Raw genomic sequence first — 19,461 nt, forward strand, 5'->3', positions numbered from 1 at the left:
ACGTCTGCATACCCACTCACGGGCCCTCGGTAACCACTATTCCAGTCCGGCGCGAACGATGCTCAAGATCTCCGTCGAAAGTGCGTCGACTTCTTCGCGGGTCCGCGCTTCCACATTGAGTCGAAGCAGGGGTTCGGTGTTGGATGCCCGCAGGTTGAACCAGCCGCCGTCGGCCAACTCGACCGTCACGCCGTCGAGGCGGTCGATTCCGGCGGTCCGATCGGCGAACGCCGCGAGCACGGCCTCGGTCCGTTCGGCTGCGTCACCGACCGTCGAGTTGATCTCTCCCGACGCGCTGTAGGTCTCGTAGGTGGCCATCATCTCCGACAAGGGGCGATCCTGTGCACCGAAAGCCGCGAGAACGTGCAGCGCAGCGAGCATGCCCGAGTCCGCTCCCCAGAAATCACGGAAGTAGTAGTGCGCCGAGTGCTCGCCACCGAAAACGGCTCCGGTGTCGGCCATCTGCTGCTTGATGAAAGAGTGGCCGACGCGGGTGCGGACCGGCGTGCCACCGAGCTTCTCGACCAGCTCAGGTACCGCACGGGAGGTGATCAGATTGTGGATGACGACCGCGCCCGGCTCCTTGGCCAGCTCGCGCTCGGCCACCAGGCAGGTCACCGCCGACGGTGACACCGGGTCACCCTTCTCGTCGACGACGAAGCACCGATCGGCGTCGCCGTCGAAGGCAAGGCCGATCTCGGAGCCGGTCTCGACGACGAATCGCTGCAGGTCCACCAGGTTCGCCGGGTCGAGTGGATTGGCCTCGTGATTGGGAAAGCTGCCGTCGAGTTCGAAGAACAACGGTTCGATCGTCACCGGCAGCGGCGCGAACACGGCGGGCACGGTGTGCCCGCCCATGCCGTTGCCTGCATCCACCGCGATCTTCATGGCGCGAATACCCGACAGATCGACCAGTTCGCGCAGGAACTGCGCGTACTCGGTCAGCACGTCACGAGACGTCACGGCCCCGGCGGGGCCGTCGAACTCCGGTACCCCGTCCACCAACTCGGCCTTCACCGTGGCCAGACCGGTGTCCTGGCCCACGGGCTTCGCACCGGCGCGGCAGAGCTTGATCCCGTTGTACTTCGCCGGGTTGTGACTGGCGGTGAACATCGCCCCCGGGCATTCGAGCAGGCCCGAGGCGAAGTAGAGCTGATCGGTCGACGCCAGGCCGATGTGCACGACGTCGAGCCCCTGAGCGGTGACGCCGTCGGCGAACGCACGAGAGAGTGCGGGCGACGAATCACGCATGTCGTGCCCGATGACCACCGAACGCGCGGCCCCCGCCTCGTCACGAACCAATCGAGCGAACGACGCACCGACGTCGCGCACGAACGCCTCGTCGATCTGCTCACCCACGACCCCTCGGACGTCGTAGGCCTTGATGACGGCGTTCACGGATTCTGCGGTTCGGGCCACGAAGATTCTCCTGGTGATCGTTGTCGACGACGCCGCACATCGGCGTCGGAAATCGAGCGTCGGTAGCGGTGCGATCCACACCAAGTATCGGCTGAACCTTGCGGTCCGTTTCTGTCCTGCTCCCCGAACCTTGCCAGACGGCAGACGGACCGGCCAGTCGGACCGACGGACGCCACACTCGGTGTCCTCGGACGGCTCAGGACGTGGGGTCGGGAAGAACTCGAAGGTGACCGCGCCTGCCCGTTCGGACGGCCGGAGCGGACCGGCGTTCGGTCTCGGACGGCCGGGAGATCGAGCGATCGGAGCTATCGCGATCCTCGGATCGGACGCGATCGCCGCGACCCGCTTCGCGTACGGCTTCGGCGAGGGCCGTCAGATCGTCCTCGTCGGGGCTCGACGTCGAGTAGCCGCCTTCGTAGCGCACCAGTTCCCAGCCCTTGGGAGCGGTGGTGGTCGACGCGTGCACCTCGCACAGATCCCAGGAATGCGGTTCGTCGACTGTGGCCAGCGGTCCGACGACCGCGGTGGAATCCGAGTAGACGTATGTGAGCGTCGCAACGGCAGAACGGTTGCAACCAGGCCTGCAGCAGCCACGCAGTGATCTCACGAGTGCAGAGTATCCGGTGGGTGCAACCGACCGAACGACCGACACACCAGACGAGCGCGATAACCTCCCCGTATGCCTCGTTTCTCATCCGCGCGCCGGATCACTTCTCGGTCCGTGGCCCGACACGGACGCGGCATCCGCGGACCGGTTCTGCCCGAGGACATCCCGGCGCGGCGCTCACGGGCGGAGAAGTTCGACCGGCTGGTGCTCGAGGCGTTCGCGCGGATCGATCATCGGTGGCACGAGAAGCTCTCGAAGCTCGACATCGCCGTGGACGAGGTACCCAAGATCAGGGCGTTGGATCCGGAATCGGTGACGTGGCCACCCGAGGTGGTGGCGGAAGGTCCGGTACCGCTCTCACGCCTGGTACCCGCCGGCATCGACAAGCGCGGGGAGACGACACGCGCCAGAGTGGTGCTGTTTCGGCGGCCGTTGGAACGACGCGCCAAGCATCCGGAGGATTTGGAGGATCTGTTGTTCGAGGTTCTGGTCGAGCAGGTGGCCACGTATCTCGGCATCGACCCGGACGAAGTCGACCCGGCCGGGGAGTGATCGACCCGTCGGGAGACCGAACCGAACTGCTCAGCCGATTCCGCGCTTGAGCCTGCGACGCTCCCGCTCGGACAGCCCGCCCCAGATACCGAACCGCTCGTCGTTGGCGAGCGCGTACTCGAGGCACTCGTCCTTGACCTCGCAGCCGAGGCAGATGCGCTTCGCCTCGCGGGTGGATCCGCCCTTCTCCGGGAAGAAGGCCTCGGGGTCGGTCTGCGCACACAGGGCGCGTTCCTGCCACTGGTCCTCGATTTCCTCGAACATCTCGTCGAAACCCGCGACGAGACTGAGGAACGGCTTGGCCGGTGGAACCGACTCGGCGACGAACGGCATCGAGTCGACGTCGGAATCCGAATCGAGTTCCGCGTCGGCGTCGGCGTCGATGACGTCGACGTCGTCGGTCTCGTCCGTCGGGACGACGTACGCAGAACCCGCATCGATCGAGACGCTGGAATCTGCGCCGATGCCGGACTCGGTTTGCGGCGCGTCGTCGACAGCGCTGAGATGTGCAGTGGGTCCGCCCCGCTGATCACGTGTCACGTGCTGGTCATACATCGCTTCCGCCTCCTCACCTGTGGTAGCGCAGATACTTTCGGTCCTCGTGTTCTCGAATACCTTGCCCCGCGCGGTCATTCGATCGAGCTGGTCCAACGTGCCGGATCCGACTCTCGACCTCTACTCGACGTCCAGTCAGGGACGAACAGGAAGGGAACGAGTGTTCGAAACCAGGTTCGCCGCAATCGAACTCGTGCTGCGAACACTGAATGACATACCTGTGATTAGACACGTCCAGGTGTGTCGCGGTCAAGCCGATCGCGCAAATCCAATACCATCACATGCCCGAAATCGGCGCTCTCCCCGAATCGAAGCCCGTCCCGTGCGTGTCGCATCGGTTCTCGCACGCGCAAACCGGCCACACGGACGTTGCGGCACGGGGTGGGCGCTCACCCCGCACCACCGCAACCCCATTAGGCTCGCGTGTTGTGAAAGTTACTGTTCTGGTCGGCGGCGTCGGTGGCGCTCGGTTTCTGCAGGGCCTGAAAACGTTGTTCGGCGACGAGCCCGAGCACGAGATCACCGCCGTGGTCAACGTCGGCGACGACGTGTGGATGCACGGACTCCGCATCTGCCCGGATCTCGACACCTGCATGTACACCCTCGGCGGCGGAATCGACACCGATCGAGGCTGGGGTCGGATCGCGGAGACCTGGAACGCTCGGGACGAGTTGGCAGCCTACGGTGCCGATCCCGACTGGTTCGGACTCGGCGACCGCGACATCGCCACGCACCTGATCCGCAGTCGTATGTTGCGCACCGGCTTTCCACTGTCCGCCGTCACCGAAGCTCTGTGCAACCGTTGGCAACCGGGAGTCCGGCTGCTGCCCGTCACCGACGATCGCTCCGAGACCCATGTCGTCGTCACCGATCCCGACGACCCGAGCGGCGAGCAACAGCGCGCAATTCACTTCCAGGAGTGGTGGGTTCGGTATCGCGCACAGATCCCGACCCACAGCTTCGCCAACATCGGAGCCGAACAGGCAACTCCGGCACCGGGAGTCGTCGAGGCGATCACCGAGGCCGATGCCGTCGTCCTCGCGCCGTCCAACCCGGTGGTCAGTGTCGGTGCGATCCTCGCAGTGCCGGGTATCCGCGGTGCGCTTCGCACGACGGATGCCAAAGTCGTCGGCCTGTCCCCCGTCGTCGACGGTAAGCCGTTGCGCGGCATGGCCGACGAGTGCCTGTCCGTCATCGGAGTCGAGACCACGGCGCAGGCGGTGGGCCGTCATTACGGAAGCCGGAGCGGTACCGGCATTCTCGACGCATGGCTGGTGCACACCACCGATACGGCGGTCGTCGACGGAGTGGACGTGCAGTCGGTTCCGTTGCTGATGACCGACCCCGAGACCACTGCAGTGATGGCACGCACTGCACTGCGCGCAGCCGGACTCGACCTGTGACCGACTCCCACACCACACACACCGCACCGAGTGATCACGCCCCCGGCGGGGCCATCGAAATTCTTCCGGTGACCGGGCTCCCCGAGTTCCGTCCGGGCGACGATCTCGCTGCGACCGTCGCGGACCGTGCGCCGTGGTTGCGTGACGGCGACATCCTCATCGTCACCAGCAAGATTCTCTCCAAGGTCGAGGGCCGTCTCGTACAGGCACCCCGCGATGCAGACGAGCGAGATGCCGCCCGCAGAGTCCTGGTGGAACAGGAAGCCGTACGCATCGTCGCCCGCAAGGGCCGCACCCTCATCACCGAGAATCGACTCGGCATCGTGCAGGCCGCGTCGGGAATCGACGGCTCCAACGTCGACGGCGGCGAGCTGGCGCTGCTGCCCGAGAACCCCGACGCCAGTGCAGCAGCGCTCCGCACTGCCCTCGGGGCGCTGCTGGGGGTGACGGTCGCCGTGGTCGTCACCGACACCATGGGGCGGGCGTGGCGGATCGGCCAGACCGACGCCGCCATCGGAGCGGCGGGCCTCGGCGTCGTACATGCATACGCCGGAGCCGAGGACGGCCAAGGGAACGAGCTCGTCGTCACCGAGGTCGCGATCGCCGACGAGCTCGCTGCCGCAGGCGATCTGGTGAAAGGCAAGCTGGGCGGGGTTCCGATCGCCGTGGTGCGCGGACTGACTCCGGTCGACGACGGTTCCACCGCCGCAGCCCTCCTGCGCGGTGGTGAGGACGATCTGTTCTGGCTCGGCACGGCCGAGGCACTCGATCGTGGTCGACGCGAAGCCCTCCTCCTCCGACGGTCGGTGCGCTCGTTCACCGACGAACCCGTCGATCCCGACTCCGTTCGTGCTGCCGTGTCCGATGCCCTCACCGCCCCTGCTCCGCACCACACCCGTCCGGTCCGTTTCGTCTGGGTCAGGACACCCGCGCTGCGCCGCCGGCTGCTCGAGGCGATGCGAGAGCAATGGCGAGCCGACCTGACCGCAGACGGCCTGAGCGAGGAGCGAACAGCAGCACGACTGAGCCGCGGCGACATTCTGTTCGACGCTCCGGAGATCGTGATCCCGTTCTGTGTGCCCGACGGCGCACACTCCTACCCCGACGAGCGGCGACGGACGGCGGAGGACACGATGTTCACCGTCGCCGTCGGCGCGGCCGTACAGGGTCTGCTCGTCGCTCTCGCGGTTCGTGACCTGGGCAGCTGTTGGATCGGCTCGACGATCTTCGCGGCCGACACCGTGCGCGCCGAACTCGGCCTGCGAGCGGATTGGAAAGCCATGGGAGCCATCGCGATCGGGCACTCCGCCGAGCCGCTGACCGTGCGGGAGCCAGTGGTGCCCGGCTCCTCGCTGCTGGAGGTCTGAAGCGTGTCGGCGGCTACGCCGCGTCGTTCGACCCTGTGGAACTCGGTCGGCACGGCCCTGCACGGATGGGCGCCCTCCGACTCGGGAGACGAATCGCTCCGGCACACCATGCTGGCGTTTCTCGACAGCAATCCCGACGCCTGCCTGCGCGCCAACCGGGCCGGACACTTCACCGCGTCCTCGTTGGTGCTCGACGCGTCGGGAGCCCATGTGCTGCTGACGCTTCATCCCAAGGTCGGTCGGTGGATTCAACTCGGTGGCCACTGCGAACCGACCGACGAGACCGTGGTCGACGCCGCGCTACGGGAGGCCACCGAGGAATCCGGGATCGCCGATCTGACCATCGATCCGATACTGCTCTCGGCGCACACCCACCCGATCACGTGCTCGCTCGGCGCACCGACGCGGCACCTCGACCTCAGATTCCTGGTCCGGGCCCCGGACGGCGCGCGAGCGGTCCGCAGCGAGGAATCGACGGATCTGCGCTGGTGGCCGGTCGATGCATTGCCCGACGACGCCGAGCGAGAGACGATCGACCACCTCGTCGCACTCGCTGCCCGCCGCCGCTGACGGCGAGCACGCCTCAGACGTCGGTGGAGAAGCGGACTCCACCGTCGGGCAACTTGACCCCGGGCCACACGCGCGCGCCGCGGAGCAACTCGCAGCGAGCACCGATGTCGGCACCGTCTCCGATGACCGCGTCGCGCACCAGTGCGCGAGGTCCGATACGGGCACCGAAGCCGAGGATGGATCTCTCGACGACGGCCCCTGCTTCGACGATCGCACCGTCGAACACGACGGCCCCGTCGAGGCGGGCACCCGCCCCGATCTCGGCACCGCGTCCGACGACGGTTCCACCGATCAGCAAGGCACCCGGGGCCACGCCTGCACCCGGATGAACCAGTGATTCGCCGCGATCACCGTGCAGTGCAGGCGACGGCGCGATGCCACGAACCAGATCGGCAGAGCCCTTGACGAAATCTTCCGGTGTTCCCATGTCGCGCCAGTAGGCGCTGTCGACGTGCCCGTAGACCTTCTTGTCCTCGGCGAGCAACGCGGGGAACACCTCTCGCTCCACCGACACCGGGCGATCGGACGGAATGGACTCGATGATCTCGCGCTTGAAGACGTAGCAGCCCGCGTTGATCTGATCGGTCGGCGGGTCCTGAGTCTTTTCGAGAAACGCTGTCACCCGGCCTGATTCGTCCGTCGGTACGCAACCGAACGCGCGCGGGTCACCGACGCGAACCAGATGCAACGTGACGTCCGCATCGGTGGTTCGGTGCGTATCGAGCACCGCTGTCAGATCGGTGCCGCCCAGGACGTCGCCGTTGAAGACCATGACGTTCTCGGCGCGCAGACGCGGCAGTACGTTTCTGATACCTCCACCGGTGCCCATCGGCTCGGTCTCGAAGACGTACTCGAGTTCGATGCCGAGCGACGATCCGTCCCCGAAATGCTGCTCGAACACTTCGGCTTTGAACGATGTACCGAGAACCACGTGCTCGATGCCTGCGGCCTTGATGCGCGCCAGCAGGTGCGTGAGGAACGGCAACCCAGCGGTGGGGAGCATCGGCTTGGGTGCCGAGAGCGTCAGCGGCCGGAGCCGAGTTCCCTTGCCGCCCACCAAGATGACTGCGTCGGTACGTGCGGCACCCGATGTGGAACTATCCGACATGTCCAGCCTCTGTTCTCTCGTCCGATACTCGTCCGTCAACTGCCCGCGCCCGAAGCGCTCCGGCCACAACGATCTTCGAGCGAAGACCGAGACCTGCGCGCAGGGCCCATCGTAAGGGAGCCTGCCACGTCCGGTCGTGCCGATCGGCCTGGAAGCGGTACGCGCTGGTGTGATGTGCGGGCAACATCACTTCCGGATGCCGTCCTGCCGCATGACCTTTCGAGTGGGTCACCTCGACATCGGGAACGTAGACGTTGTGCCAGCCCGCTCTTCCGAGCCGGTCGCCGAGATCCACGTCCTCCATGTACATGAAGTAGCGCGAGTCGAATCCACCGATCGAGTCGAACGCCGAACGCCGCAACAACAAGCACGATCCCGACAGCCACCCCACCGGACGCTCGCTGACCGTCTCGTTCTCCTGGCGATACCGCCGAGTCCACGGGTTCGTCGGCCACAGTTTGCCCAACACCGCATGGCCTGCACCGGACGTGAGATCGGGCACCGACCGTGCCGACGGGTAACGCGAGCCGTCGGGCTCACGAATGAGCGGTCCGAGGGCACCCGCCCGTGGCCAACGCGCCGCAGCGTCGAGCAGGCCGTCGAGGGATCCGGGATGCCACCGCACGTCGGGGTTGGCCACGACGACGAACTCGACGTCGGGGTCGATCTCGGCCACCGCGCGGTTGACCGCTGCGCCGTAACCGATGTTCGCTCCGGTTCGCAGCAGTTCCGCCTCCTCGAACGCGGCCTCGGCTGCCTCGGGCGTGCCGTCGACCGAGCCGTTGTCCGCCATGATCACCCGAAGGGGACGCGTCGTCGCCTCACGCAGAGACGTCAGGAACTGGTCAAGGTATTCGCCGGGTGAATAGGTCACCGTCACCACGGCCAGCTCGGAACTCACGCGGGCAAGACTAGCCCGATCCCGCGTCCGACCCTCATGTCGACTGCGTCAAGGCGGCCGTCAACGCGTCCGACCACGGCCGCGCCGGGGTCAGACCGGCATCGACCCATGCAGTCGGTGACAGCACCGAGTACGCGGGCCGAGGTGCCGGAACGACGTACTCGGCGCTCGAGCACGGCTGCACTCGCTCGGGATCGGCACCGATGCCCGCGAACACCGCGCGTGCGAGGTCGAACCAACTGGCCTGCCCCGCATTGGTGTAGTGCAGCGTTCGACCGCGCACAGCAGGATCTGCTTCGAGCTCGAGCAGGCCCGACGCCAGATCGTGAGCGAACGTGGGCGACCCGATCTGGTCGTCGACCACCGAGATCGTCTCGCGCTCACCTTCGAGTCGACGCATCGTGGTCACGAAATTCTTGCCGGTGTTGTCGTACACCCAGGCGGTCCGCACGATCACGGCCTCGGGCAGTTCCTCGTGCACCGCGAGCTCGCCTGCGAGCTTGGTGCGTCCGTACGCCGACTGCGGTGCGGTCTTCGCATCGACCTCGTACGGTTCTGTTGCTGTGCCGTCGAACACATAATCGGTGGAGACGTGGATCAACCGGGCCCCGACACGCCCGCAGGCGCGCGCGAGATTTCGAGGGCCGTCCGCGTTGACCGCCGATGCCCTGGCCTCGTCGGTCTCGGCGGCATCGACCGCGGTGTACGCGGCACAGTTGATCACCGTTGCCCCCGCTGTCACCGCCGCAGCCACGGCGTCGGGGTCGGTGATGTCCAGGTCGGCGGAGGAATATCCGAACACCTCGACACCGTCACCTCGTTCGGCGGCCAGAGACATCACTCGGCGGCCCAACTGGCCGTGTGCACCGGTCACCACGATCGCATTCACGGTTGCCAAGTGTGGCACGCCGCGTTCGCTTCGGCGAGGCAGCGACCGGTGCCAAGTAACCTTCGAACGGCGGGGGGGAACAACGAAGTAGGCGGGTGTCTCAGACCGGCCGGAAACGAGAGAGGGTCGTCACGGTGCCACGAGATCCAGGCACGCCCGGAGGTGAGCGCACTCCCCCGCCGAGGCGGAGCGCTCCCCGGCGACCCGACGGCCCCCGAGCGCGCACCGCGGGCCGCCCCACCGATCGCGGGGACGCTGCTCACCGATACGGCGACGACGAGCTCCGCGGTGAAGGCAGACGGAGAACTCGCAGCGAACGTGCGGACAGATCGCGCCGGCCGGAACGACGCAGCGCTCGCGGTGGCGTCGAGCAACCCGAATCCGACGGCAGGTCGCCTCGCGTCGGCGGTACCCGCTGGCCCGCGACGCACGTCGCGGTCGCGGTGCTCTCGATCCTGGTTCTGCTGGTGACCGGTTTCGCTTGGCGCAGTGTCGACAGCCTGCGCTCGAACATCGCCACCGCGGGTGGTCTCGGTCTCGGCGGAGCCGCCGACGGTGCCGTCGACATTCTCATGGTCGGCACGGACAGTCGTACCGACGCCCACGGCAACGCGTTGTCCCCCGCCGAACTCGCGTCTCTGAACGCAGGCGAAGAGGTGGCGTCCAACACCGACACGATCGTGCTGATCCGCGTCCCGAACGACGGTTCGTCGGCCACTGCGATCTCCATCCCGCGAGACTCGTACGTCGAGGTTCCCGGAATCGGGATGTCGAAGATCAACGCTGCGTACGGCGCGACGAAGGAGAACAAGCGGCTCGAATTGGTGGAGCAGGGTGTCACCGACGCCGATGCCGAATCACAGGCCACCGAGGCCGGGCGCGAGGCCCTCATCGACTCCGTCGCAAACCTCACCGGCATCACCGTCGATCACTATGCCGAGGTGGGTCTGCTCGGCTTCGTGCTGCTGACCGATGCCGTCGGCGGCGTCGAGGTGTGTCTGAACAACCCTGTGCAGGAACCACTGTCGGGTGCGAACTTCCCGGCGGGCGAGCAGAACCTCTCCGGTTCGCAGGCTCTCAGTTTCGTCCGACAGCGGCACGATCTTCCCCGCGGAGACCTGGACCGCATCGTGCGCCAGCAGGTGTTCATGGCCTCGCTGGTGCGAAGTGTGCTCAGCGCCAAGACACTGAGCAACCCCGCGAAACTGGGCCAACTCAGCACCGCGGTTCAGCGATCGGTGACGCTCGATTCCGACTGGGACATTCTGCAGTTCGCCACCCGCCTGCAGGATCTCGCAGGCGGCAAGGTCAAGTTCGAGACGATCCCGGCAGTCGACATCAATGCGACGACCGACTACGGCGAATCGATCGTGCAGGTCGATCCGGCCGCGGTGAAGAAGTACGTCGAAGGACTGCTCGGCGACGGCAATTCGGCGGAGGCCAACGCCGAGGAATCGGACGCACCGGTTGTCGATCCGTCGACGGTGACGGTCGACGTCGCGAACGACAGCGGGATCGACGGACTCGCCAACGGTGTCGCCGGCTCGCTGACTGCCCTGGGATACGTCGACGGCACCATCGGAAACTACGAGGGCTCGTCGATTTCCGCGAGCCGTATCCAGGCTGCCGATGTGGACAGCGATGCCGCGCGTGCCGTGTCTGCTGCCCTGGGCGATCTGCAGATCACCGCCGACGACTCGCTGCCTGCGGACACCGTGCGCGTGGTCCTCGCGAACGACTACGCGGGGCCGGGCTCGGGGCAGGCCGCGACTGCGGAAACCATTGCTCCCGAATCGGGTACGGCGGTTCCCGAGGCACCGGCGGCTCCGATCGACGCCGGTTCCACCGGTCCGATGTGCGTCAACTGATCGGTGCCGCTCGCCGAGCGTGTGAATCGGTGGCGTCGAGCGTCATCTAGGGTGCTGGGGTGGCTTCGAATCTGACTCAGACCCTGCTCGACCCGATTCTCGCCGCCGATCCGGCCGGTCCGCGCGTGACGTTCTACGACGATGCGTCCGGTGAGCGGGTCGAGGTGTCGGCGGTGACCCTCGCGAACTGGGCCGCCAAGACCGCCAACTTGTTGCGCGACGAGTTCGCCTTCGAGGTGGGTGGCAGGGTGAGTGTGCTGTTGCCCGCGCACTGGCAGACGGCTGCGGCGCTGCTGGGAGTCTGGTGGGCAGGCGGCGAGGTGGTCATCGGGGCCGACGACTCCGCGGACGTGGCGATGGTGTCGGGCGATCGGCTCGACGAGTCTCCCGAGGCGGACGAGGTGTTGGCGTTCTCGCTCGACGCGTTCGGCAAGGCGGTTCCCGATCTGCCGATCGGCATGACCGATTACGCGACGTCGGTGCGGGTGCACGGCGATCAGTTCAGGGTCGCGGGTTCCGCGAGCGCAGGTGCGGCACTGGACGGGCGTTCGGTGGACGAGGTGCTCGCTGCCGCTCGTGAGCGAGCCGACGCACGGTCGTGGACGGCCTCGGACCGGATCGCCTCCAGCGCGTCCTGGAACACGGCCGACGAGCTGATCGACGGTCTGCTCTCGGTTCTCGTCGTCGGCGCGTCACTGGTTCAGGTGGCCAATCCGGACGAGACGAAGTCCCAGCGGCGGGCCGAGACCGAAAAGGTCACCGCCACCGCTGCTCAGCCGGGCTGACGGTAGCCACCGTCGGCGAGTCCGGCCTCGATCTCGTACTTGTTCGCCGGGCCCCGATGCCGCGCTTCCTCGGCGAGGTAGCGGAACGGGAAGGTGAGCCCGAAGTTCGCCCATTGGTCTGCGTGTACGGCCTCGTGCCGCAGAACCCGACGGGCGGTGTTGCCCTTCGTCAGATAGGCACCGCCGAATGTCGTTCCGCCGCGGCCGAATCCGCCGCGCAGCCCGGTGCACACGAACAGGGCGAATTCGTCGTCGAAGCGCGCCGTACCGCGCCAGAGCCGGGCATAGAGCAACGCCAGCCGTGTCATGAGCATCGACTGCCGACTACCGCGACCTGCGCGCTCGATCTGCTCGCTGCGTGACACGGCTGCGCTCACCCGAGCAGAGTGGTGCGCAGCGCTTTGTCCTTCTCCAGCACCATGGCCTCGAGCGAGGCCTGGAACGCAGCCATCCGTTCTTGCAGAGCCGGATCGGATGCACCGAGAATCCGGACCGCGAGCAGCCCTGCGTTGCGTGCACCACCGATGGAGACGGTGGCCACGGGAACACCGGCGGGCATCTGGACGATCGAGAGCAGCGAGTCCATACCGTCGAGGTACTTCAGGGGCACCGGAACGCCGATGACCGGCAGCGGCGTCGCCGACGCGACCATGCCGGGCAGGTGGGCCGCTCCCCCGGCACCGGCGATGATCACCCGGATCCCGCGGCCTGCGGCCTCGCGCGCGTAGTCGAGCATGCGCTGCGGGGTGCGGTGCGCCGACACGACGCCCACCTCGAAGTGAATCCCGAACTCGGCCAGTGCTTCTGCTGCTGCTTCCATGGTGGGCCAGTCGGAGTCGCTGCCCATGATCAGGCCGACGGCAGGAGTGGAGCCTGCGGAACGACCATCGGGGGCAGGAGTGTTGTCAGTCATCGTGCGGGTCCCATCCGTCGGTCCATTCGGCGTGCGACATCCAGTGCGCTGCGCGTTCGGCTCGCTCGCGCACCGCGGCCACGTAGGCGGGGTCGGCCAGCGAACCCGATTGTGCGCCCAGGATGTTCACGTGGCCGATCTTGCGATCCTTGCGCTCGCCCTTGCCGTACAGATGCACCTTCGCATCGGGCATGCGGGCGAACAGGTGATGCAGCCGCTCGTCCATCGTCATCTCGGGGGCCTCGGGCGCGCCCAGAATGTTGGCCATCACCGTCACCGGAGCGAGTGGATCGGTGTCGCCGAGCGGGTAGTCGAGTACCGCGCGGAGGTGCTGCTCGAACTGCGAGGTGCGACACCCGTCCATGGTCCAGTGCCCGGAGTTGTGAGGGCGCATGGCGAGTTCGTTGACCAGGAGCTTGCCCGAGGTGGTCTCGAACAGTTCGACAGCGAGGTCTCCGACGACGCCGAGCGCACCGGCGATGTCGAGCGCGAGCCTGCCTGCGAACGTGGCCACGTCCTCGTCGAGGTCGGGAGCAGGTGCCAGCACGACGGCGCACTGGCCGTTGCGTTGCACGGTCTGCACGACGGGCCACGCGGCACCCTGGCCGAACGGCGACCGGGCGACCATCGCCGACAGCTCGCGGCGCATGGCGACCTTCTCCTCGACCATGAGCGGTACACCCAGGTCGAGTTGGGCAGTGACGATCGCCTCGGCTTCCTCGGCGTCGGCCGGCATCCAGACGCCGCGCCCGTCGTAGCCGCCGCGAACGGCCTTGAGTACCACCGGCCACCCGTGCTCGTCTCCGAACGCAATCGCGTCCTGCGCCCACGAGACCTCGGCGTAGGCGGGACCGGGCGCGCCGAGTTCGGCGAGCTTGCGGCGCATACGAAGTTTGTCCTGGGCGAAGATCAACGCACTCGGTGGCGGTTGCACGTTGACGCCTTCCGCCACGAGAGTCTCGAGGTGCTCGGTCGGCACCTGCTCGTGGTCGAAGGTGAGAGCGTTGGAACCGGTCGCGGCCGTGCGGAGCGCATCGAGGTCGTCGTGGTGCCCGAAGACGACGTCGGGGCTGACCTGAGCTGCCGGCTCGTCGGCACCCGCGGCGAGGACGCGAAGAGTCTGTCCGAGTTCGATGGCGGACTGGTGAGTCATTCGGGCGAGTTGACCGCCGCCGATCATCGTCACCACGGGCATTCCGGTCGACGACGGGCGCGCAGCGGTGGGGCGCGGTTCGGTACCTGTCACGGCTCACCATGGTGTCATGTCGCGCGCATTCGGTCCGAACCGGCGTCCGGCCCGCCGGGCCACTTGCTGGGCGAGGACCTGTGGAAACCCTGATGATCGGAGCCTCGGTTCGGCGAATCCGGGGTGGGTTTCGTAGACTTCACCGTTGTGCCGACGATCGCAAGCGTGCTCCAACGCTTACCCAAGCCCATTCGGGACCTCGCGATCCGGCACAGTGAGCTGATCAAGTTCGCCATCGTGGGTGGCACGACGATGGTGTTCGACCTCGTCATCTTCTACTCGCTGAGCCTGACGGTGCTCGAGCAGAAGCCGGTGATCGCCAAGATCATCTCGGGTGTTCTCGCCACCCTGCTCAGCTACTTCCTCAACCGCGAGTGGGCATTCAAGCATCGCGGCGGACGCGAGCGGCACCACGAGGCACTGCTCTTCTTCGCGATCAGCGGCATCGGCGTGCTCATCGCAGCCGGTCCCCTGTGGATCGCGAACAACGTCTTCGACATTCGCGACACCAGTGAGTCGCTGACCACGGTGGTCATCATCGACTTCGTCCTCAACTACATCATCGGCAACCTGCTGCAGATGGCATTCCGGTTCTGGGCACTGCGCCGCTTCGCCTTCCCCGAGGACAACGCGCGCACCATCTTGGAAGTGGACGCCGAACGCAACGAGGACCCGACCGACGCAGCGGACGCACTCGACCTTCCCTGAGACGATCAGCGCGGCTCGCGCCGAGGCACGGCAGCCGACGGTTCACGCCACGCAGGCAGGAAGACCGAGAAGAGCGCCGGACGGCGGCGCTGCAGTTCCAGCCTGCCGCCGTCCGCCTCGATCAGCGCCCGGGCCAGCGCGAGCCCGACACCGGTGGAACCGGCTCCCGAGAATCCACGGTCGAAGATGTGCGGAGCGAGTTCGTTGCTCACTCCCGGTCCCTCGTCCGAGACCTCGACACAGACCAGTCGTTCACGGCGTCCCTCGGTGCTCTCGACCGCCGAGACGGCCCGAACCGCCACCGTGCACGCGCCTTCTCCGTGCACCAGAGAATTGTCCACCAGTACCGAGACCGCTTCGCGCAACCGCGAGCCGGTCACCGAGGCCTTCAGGTCCGCATCACCCTTGAGCACCAGGGTCCGCCCCACGTCCTCGAAGTTTCGCTGCCACTCGACGACGGTGCCGATCAGTTCCTCGACGACCGAGACCTCGTGCGCGTCGGCAGCGCCGTCACTTCGAGAGGATCGAACGAGCTCGTCGATGGCGAGGGTCAGTCGGTCCACCTGATCCATCGCCTCGTTGGCCTCGTCGACCACTGCCGGATCCGGGTGCGTGGAGATCTCGTCCAGGCGTAGACGGACGGCGGTCAGGCGGCTGCGAAGCTGATGCGAGACATCGGCGACCAACGTGTGTTCACGTTGCAGCCGCCCGGCGATCTCGACGGTCGCCGAATCGAGAACCTCCGAGACCCGATCGAGTTCTGCGATGCCGTGCCGCCTTGGGTCCGGCCGAAAGTCGCCCTCGGCCAGCCGGGCGGCGCGCCGCGCCACATCCTGCAACGGGTCGGCCAGCCGCTTGGCCGTCGCTACGGCCACGACGGTGCCTGCCATCGCCGATGCGAGAACGACGAGAGTCACAGCTCCGAGCGCCTGGCGCTGAAGGGAACGCATGTCGTCGGACGGAACTTCGAGGCGAAGCGAACCCGAGGTACCCATCGACAGCGATTCGACGAGCGGTCGAGGCACGGACGACTGCCCGATGTCCGCGCGCGATGCGGCATCCTCGGGGGTCGGGTAGATGACCACGAGCCGGCCACCCTGTGGGATCGCCAACCGGAGCGAGCCGATATCGAGCTGGCCCTCGATCAGCCCCGCCGACCCTTCCTGCGAAATGATCTCGGCCGCCATTCGATCCAGGCGTGCCTGCAGGTCGTTGCGGGTGAAATCCTCCACCCACAACCACGCGGTGTACATCAGGGGCAGACCGAGCAGCAAGGCCGTCATGACGACGACAGCGAGAATCGAGACCAGAATCCGGCGCCGCATCGACCGCTAGTCGCTGTTGATACGGAAGCCGACGCCGCGCACCGTCGCGATACGACGCTCGGCCACGGGTCCTTCGTCGCCGATCTTGCGACGCAGCCAGGACATGTGCATGTCGAGGGTCTTCGATCCGCGCAGCTCCGCGTCGCCCCAGACCTCACGCAGGATCACCTCACGAGAGACGACTTGGCCCGCATGGTCGAGCAAGACCTTGAGCAGCTCGTACTCCTTGTTGGCCAGAGATATCTCGGTGCCGCTGACCAGGACGCGTCGAGCAGCGGGTTCGAGACGAATGGCACCGACCTCGATCGGGGAATCCTCCCCGGCACCACGGCGGCGGAGCAACGCACGTACGCGGGCCATGAGCTCGGCGAGCCGGAAGGGCTTGCCGACGTAGTCGTCGGCCCCGGCGTCGAGACCGACCACGAAGTCGACCTCGTCGGTTCGCGCGGTGAGCATGAGTACGGCGACCTCGGATCGGTTGGCACGCACCTGCCGACACACTTCGAGGCCGTCCATCCCCGGCAGGCCGAGGTCGAGTATCAACAGGTCGAACTTTCCGTCCAGCGCGCGCTGGAGGGTTGCGGGGCCGGTCTGTTCGACGGTCACCGTGTAGCCCTCACGTCCGAGAGCTCGGGACAGGGGCGCAGCGATGGCTTCGTCGTCTTCGGCAAGCAGCACGTCGGTCACATCGGTCACCATACGGTTCGAAGGTGAGAACAGCCTGTGTTACCTGCGTTTCCCGGCTCGCCAACCTGGTTTGGACTCGACAGCCGAATCCTCGGGAATCGGCTCGAACGCTCCCTGCAGGCCGTGCACGGATTCCCGGCGGTACTCCATCGAGTCGAATACCTGCTGGTAGAGCAGGGAATGCACACGTTGTACGTGCGGAATGTCGTCGAACTCGAGCGGATCGTCCGATGCCGAGGCGATGATGAGCGTCCCGGTTCGCAACATCCGGTCGAGGAGTCCGTGGCGAAACTGCACGTTGCTGATTCGGCTCATCGGAATGTCGATGCCGGAGTGGGTGAGCACGCCCTGTCTGATCAACACTCGCCGGTCGGTGACGATGAAATGCGTGCACTTCCAGCTGATCAGCGGCACCAGGCACCGCCACACGACGATCGCCACCCACATCACCGCGGTGGCGATCATGGCGACGTTCGCGGCGGTCGATTCGAGCCGCGCACTCGCGACTCCGAGACCGACCCCTGCCAGGCCGGTGACGAGCACGAATGTCACCGACGGCAGGACGAGCATCTTCCAGTGGGGGTGATGATGGAGCAGGAGCTCTTCCTCGTCGGCCAACGCGTCCTGTGGGTAACCCACGTGCACTCCTGACTACTAGCCTCGACTTCCGTCGAGTCGATATGGTCTCACGAGAGGGGTCGGAGATGAGTGACATCACCGGCGGCCACGGCCAGCACCGACGGCGTGTCGGACCCTTGCTGCTCGACCTCGATCACGATCCGGCCGTGCTCGTCGACGTCGATTGCCGTTCCCACCTTCTCGTCGCCGCCGGGCAGATCGACTCGTACACGCTGCCCGATGGTGCCGCACCTCTCCCGGTACCGGTGGACGAGGGCGTCGGTGTTCCAGTTCGAGTCCCGCCACGAGTCCACCTCGGCGGCCATTCCCCGCAGGATCGCCCGAACCAACGTGTCGCGGTCGAGAACCGCAGCCCCTTCCAGCGCCAGTGACGTCGCCGTGGGCACCGGCAGCTCGTCGCTCGTCATCGACACGTTCACTCCGAGCCCGATGACGACGGTGGGCGAGGGCCCGTGCGCGGCGACCTCGGCCAGGATGCCCGAGACCTTCTTGCCACCGATGAGGACGTCGTTGGGCCATTTCAGTCGAGCATCGACTTCACCGACGGTGCGCAACGCGTCGACCAGTGCGATTCCGGTCATGAGCGATACCCACCCGAGCACGGCCGGATCGATTCCGGGGAACTTCAGCAGCATCGACACCAGAATCTGCGACCGCGGCACACCGGAGAACGGTCGCGCGTGCCTGCCGCGTCCGCTGTCCTGATGTTCGGCGATCAGTGCCGTCCGGTCCGCGTAATTCGCTGCGCCCGCGATCAGGTCCGCGTTGGTCGAACCGGTTTCCGCTACCACGTCCACCCGAGACCAGGAGGCCTGCGGGCCGTCCACCAGTGCCCGGCGAAGCGCGCGAACGTCCAGTGGCGGGCGATCGAGGTTTGTCCACATACGCACCAGCATATGGGCTCGGCGACAGGCCCAGGGCCTGCCGCGAACCACCCTCGGTCGGGGCGCAGATCACACTCGCAGTTAAAGTAGTGCCCCATGACCAGCGTCCAGGATTCCACTGCACACGGGTCGGCCGAAGCCCCCGATATCCATACCACTGCGGGTAAATTGGCCGATCTTCGTAAACGTCTCGCGGTTGCGGAGATTCCGTCCGGTGAGGCGGCGGTGGACAAGGTCCACGCCAAAGGCAAGCTGACCGCCCGTGAGCGGATCACCGCCCTGCTCGACGAGGGCTCGTTCGTCGAACTCGACGCCCTCGCCCGCCACCGCTCGCAGAACTTCGGGTTGGGGGAGAACCGGCCCTTCGGTGACGGTGTGGTCACCGGCTACGGCACCGTCGACGGCCGCGATGTGTGCGTGTTCTCCCAGGACGCCACCGTCTTCGGCGGCAGCTTGGGGGAAATCTACGGCGAGAAGATCGTCAAGGTGATGGACCTGGCCGTCAAAACCGGACGACCGTTGGTCGGCATCAACGAAGGCGCCGGAGCCCGCATCCAGGAAGGGGTGGTCTCCCTCGGACTGTACGGCGAGATCTTCCACCGCAACGTCCGCGCCTCCGGGGTGATCCCGCAGATCTCGGTGATCATGGGACCCGCCGCGGGCGGGCACGTCTACTCCCCGGCCCTGACCGACTTCGTGGTCATGGTCGACGGCACCTCCCAGATGTTCGTCACCGGACCCGACGTGATCAAGACCGTCACCGGCGAGAACGTCACCATGGAAGAACTCGGCGGCGCACACACCCACATGGAGAAATCCGGGGTCGCGCACTACGTCGCCTCCGGAGAACAGGACGCCCTCGACTACGTCCGCGACCTGCTCTCGTACCTACCGAGCAACAATCGCGCCGACGCCCCCCGCACCGCACCCTCGGACCCGGTCGTCGGGTCGATCGAGGACTCGCTCACCGCGGAGGATCTCGAACTCGACACCCTGATCCCCGATTCACCGAACACCCCCTACGACATGCACGAG

Annotated in this window: 21 protein-coding genes; 8 read left to right on the forward strand and 13 right to left on the reverse strand. The window is 66.7% G+C overall.

Going from position 1 to position 19,461, the window contains the following annotated elements; genetic code table 11:
• Window positions 1-36 precede the first annotated feature (36 nt).
• Window positions 37-1,419 (reverse strand): phosphomannomutase/phosphoglucomutase, encoded by a 1,383-nt coding sequence (locus tag CH273_RS21890; RefSeq protein ID WP_032398287.1) that lies wholly within the window; start codon window positions 1,417-1,419, stop codon window positions 37-39.
• 196 nt (window positions 1,420-1,615) lie between these two features.
• Window positions 1,616-2,026, reverse strand: a complete 411-nt coding sequence (locus CH273_RS21895) for a DUF3499 domain-containing protein (protein ID WP_179275530.1) — start codon at window positions 2,024-2,026, stop codon at window positions 1,616-1,618.
• Between the two features lie 72 nt (window positions 2,027-2,098).
• Here CH273_RS21895 and CH273_RS21900 point away from each other — a divergent pair, with 72 nt between their 5' ends.
• A complete protein-coding gene (locus CH273_RS21900; protein ID WP_032397658.1) occupies window positions 2,099-2,578 on the forward strand; it encodes a metallopeptidase family protein in 480 nt (159 codons plus the stop codon).
• Window positions 2,579-2,608: 30 nt separating this feature from the next.
• Here the strand turns inward: CH273_RS21900 and CH273_RS21905 are convergent, their stop codons facing one another.
• A complete protein-coding gene (locus CH273_RS21905) occupies window positions 2,609-2,842 on the reverse strand; it encodes a WhiB family transcriptional regulator (RefSeq protein ID WP_027496498.1) in 234 nt (77 codons plus the stop codon).
• 719 nt (window positions 2,843-3,561) lie between these two features.
• Between CH273_RS21905 and cofD the strand changes: the two genes are divergently transcribed.
• The 3 genes from cofD (at window position 3,562) to CH273_RS21920 (ending at window position 6,473) form a co-directional block, all read left to right on the forward strand.
• Window positions 3,562-4,536, forward strand: coding sequence for a 2-phospho-L-lactate transferase (gene cofD, locus CH273_RS21910; RefSeq protein WP_032397657.1), 975 nt, complete (start codon window positions 3,562-3,564; stop codon window positions 4,534-4,536).
• Window positions 4,533-5,903, forward strand: coding sequence for a coenzyme F420-0:L-glutamate ligase (locus CH273_RS21915; RefSeq protein ID WP_032397656.1), 1,371 nt, complete (start codon window positions 4,533-4,535; stop codon window positions 5,901-5,903). Before cofD ends, CH273_RS21915 begins: the two co-directional genes overlap by 4 nt.
• Window positions 5,904-6,011: 108 nt before the next feature.
• On the forward strand, window positions 6,012-6,473 hold the full coding sequence (locus CH273_RS21920; RefSeq protein WP_082074002.1) for an NUDIX hydrolase: 462 nt from the start codon (window positions 6,012-6,014) through the stop codon (window positions 6,471-6,473).
• Window positions 6,474-6,486: 13 nt separating this feature from the next.
• On the opposite strand, the gene manB is transcribed toward CH273_RS21920, so the two are convergent.
• From manB to rfbD, 3 genes are read right to left on the reverse strand one after another with little or no spacing between them, the layout of a single operon-like run.
• Complete coding sequence (gene manB / locus CH273_RS21925) at window positions 6,487-7,581, reverse strand: mannose-1-phosphate guanylyltransferase (RefSeq protein ID WP_032397655.1); 1,095 nt, start codon at window positions 7,579-7,581, stop codon at window positions 6,487-6,489.
• Complete coding sequence (locus tag CH273_RS21930) at window positions 7,571-8,482, reverse strand: glycosyltransferase family 2 protein (RefSeq protein WP_032397654.1); 912 nt, start codon at window positions 8,480-8,482, stop codon at window positions 7,571-7,573. The genes manB and CH273_RS21930 overlap by 11 nt, the downstream gene beginning before the upstream one ends.
• Before the next feature lie 34 nt (window positions 8,483-8,516).
• The gene (gene rfbD / locus CH273_RS21935) at window positions 8,517-9,371 is read right to left on the reverse strand and encodes a dTDP-4-dehydrorhamnose reductase (RefSeq protein ID WP_032397653.1); all 855 of its coding nucleotides are present in this window, start codon (window positions 9,369-9,371) and stop codon (window positions 8,517-8,519) included.
• Window positions 9,372-9,814: 443 nt separating this feature from the next.
• Between rfbD and CH273_RS21940 the strand changes: the two genes are divergently transcribed.
• Window positions 9,815-11,239: an LCP family protein gene (locus CH273_RS21940; protein WP_032398284.1), complete on the forward strand. Its 1,425-nt coding sequence runs from the start codon at window positions 9,815-9,817 to the stop codon at window positions 11,237-11,239.
• A 59-nt stretch (window positions 11,240-11,298) separates the two neighbouring features.
• Window positions 11,299-12,024: a TIGR03089 family protein gene (locus tag CH273_RS21945; protein WP_032397652.1), complete on the forward strand. Its 726-nt coding sequence runs from the start codon at window positions 11,299-11,301 to the stop codon at window positions 12,022-12,024.
• Here the strand turns inward: CH273_RS21945 and CH273_RS21950 are convergent.
• From CH273_RS21950 to CH273_RS21960, 3 genes are read right to left on the reverse strand one after another with little or no spacing between them, the layout of a single operon-like run.
• On the reverse strand, window positions 12,012-12,401 hold the full coding sequence (locus tag CH273_RS21950; protein WP_371828389.1) for a hypothetical protein: 390 nt from the start codon (window positions 12,399-12,401) through the stop codon (window positions 12,012-12,014). The genes CH273_RS21945 and CH273_RS21950 overlap by 13 nt on opposite strands.
• Complete coding sequence (purE, locus tag CH273_RS21955; protein ID WP_032397651.1) at window positions 12,398-12,937, reverse strand: 5-(carboxyamino)imidazole ribonucleotide mutase; 540 nt, start codon at window positions 12,935-12,937, stop codon at window positions 12,398-12,400. The genes CH273_RS21950 and purE overlap by 4 nt, the downstream gene beginning before the upstream one ends.
• Window positions 12,930-14,132 carry a 5-(carboxyamino)imidazole ribonucleotide synthase gene (locus CH273_RS21960; RefSeq protein ID WP_371828401.1) on the reverse strand — a complete coding sequence of 401 codons (1,203 nt, stop codon included), beginning with the start codon at window positions 14,130-14,132 and terminating at the stop codon, window positions 12,930-12,932. Before CH273_RS21960 ends, purE begins: the two co-directional genes overlap by 8 nt.
• Before the next feature lie 198 nt (window positions 14,133-14,330).
• On the opposite strand from CH273_RS21960, the gene CH273_RS21965 reads away from it, so the two are divergent.
• Complete coding sequence (locus tag CH273_RS21965; protein ID WP_045199996.1) at window positions 14,331-14,891, forward strand: GtrA family protein; 561 nt, start codon at window positions 14,331-14,333, stop codon at window positions 14,889-14,891.
• A 5-nt stretch (window positions 14,892-14,896) separates the two neighbouring features.
• Here CH273_RS21965 and CH273_RS21970 read toward each other — a convergent pair whose 3' ends face one another.
• Genes CH273_RS21970 through CH273_RS21985 form a run of 4 tightly spaced genes read right to left on the reverse strand, consistent with a single transcriptional unit; the run spans window position 14,897 to window position 18,426 of the window.
• Window positions 14,897-16,216, reverse strand: coding sequence for a sensor histidine kinase (locus CH273_RS21970; RefSeq protein ID WP_032397649.1), 1,320 nt, complete (start codon window positions 16,214-16,216; stop codon window positions 14,897-14,899).
• Window positions 16,217-16,222: 6 nt separating this feature from the next.
• The gene (locus CH273_RS21975) at window positions 16,223-16,903 is read right to left on the reverse strand and encodes a response regulator transcription factor (protein ID WP_032398281.1); all 681 of its coding nucleotides are present in this window, start codon (window positions 16,901-16,903) and stop codon (window positions 16,223-16,225) included.
• Window positions 16,904-16,942: 39 nt separating this feature from the next.
• Window positions 16,943-17,542 (reverse strand): PH domain-containing protein, encoded by a 600-nt coding sequence (locus CH273_RS21980; RefSeq protein WP_082322677.1) that lies wholly within the window; start codon window positions 17,540-17,542, stop codon window positions 16,943-16,945.
• 47 nt (window positions 17,543-17,589) lie between these two features.
• Window positions 17,590-18,426 carry a biotin--[acetyl-CoA-carboxylase] ligase gene (locus tag CH273_RS21985; RefSeq protein WP_032398279.1) on the reverse strand — a complete coding sequence of 279 codons (837 nt, stop codon included), beginning with the start codon at window positions 18,424-18,426 and terminating at the stop codon, window positions 17,590-17,592.
• Window positions 18,427-18,522: 96 nt separating this feature from the next.
• On the opposite strand from CH273_RS21985, the gene CH273_RS21990 reads away from it, so the two are divergent.
• A partial coding sequence (locus CH273_RS21990; protein WP_306436897.1) for an acyl-CoA carboxylase subunit beta occupies window positions 18,523-19,461 on the forward strand: 939 nt, incomplete at its 3' end.

Source organism: Rhodococcus sp. 05-339-2 (assembly GCF_002258965.1).
Taxonomy (GTDB): Bacteria; Actinomycetota; Actinomycetes; order Mycobacteriales; family Mycobacteriaceae; genus Rhodococcoides.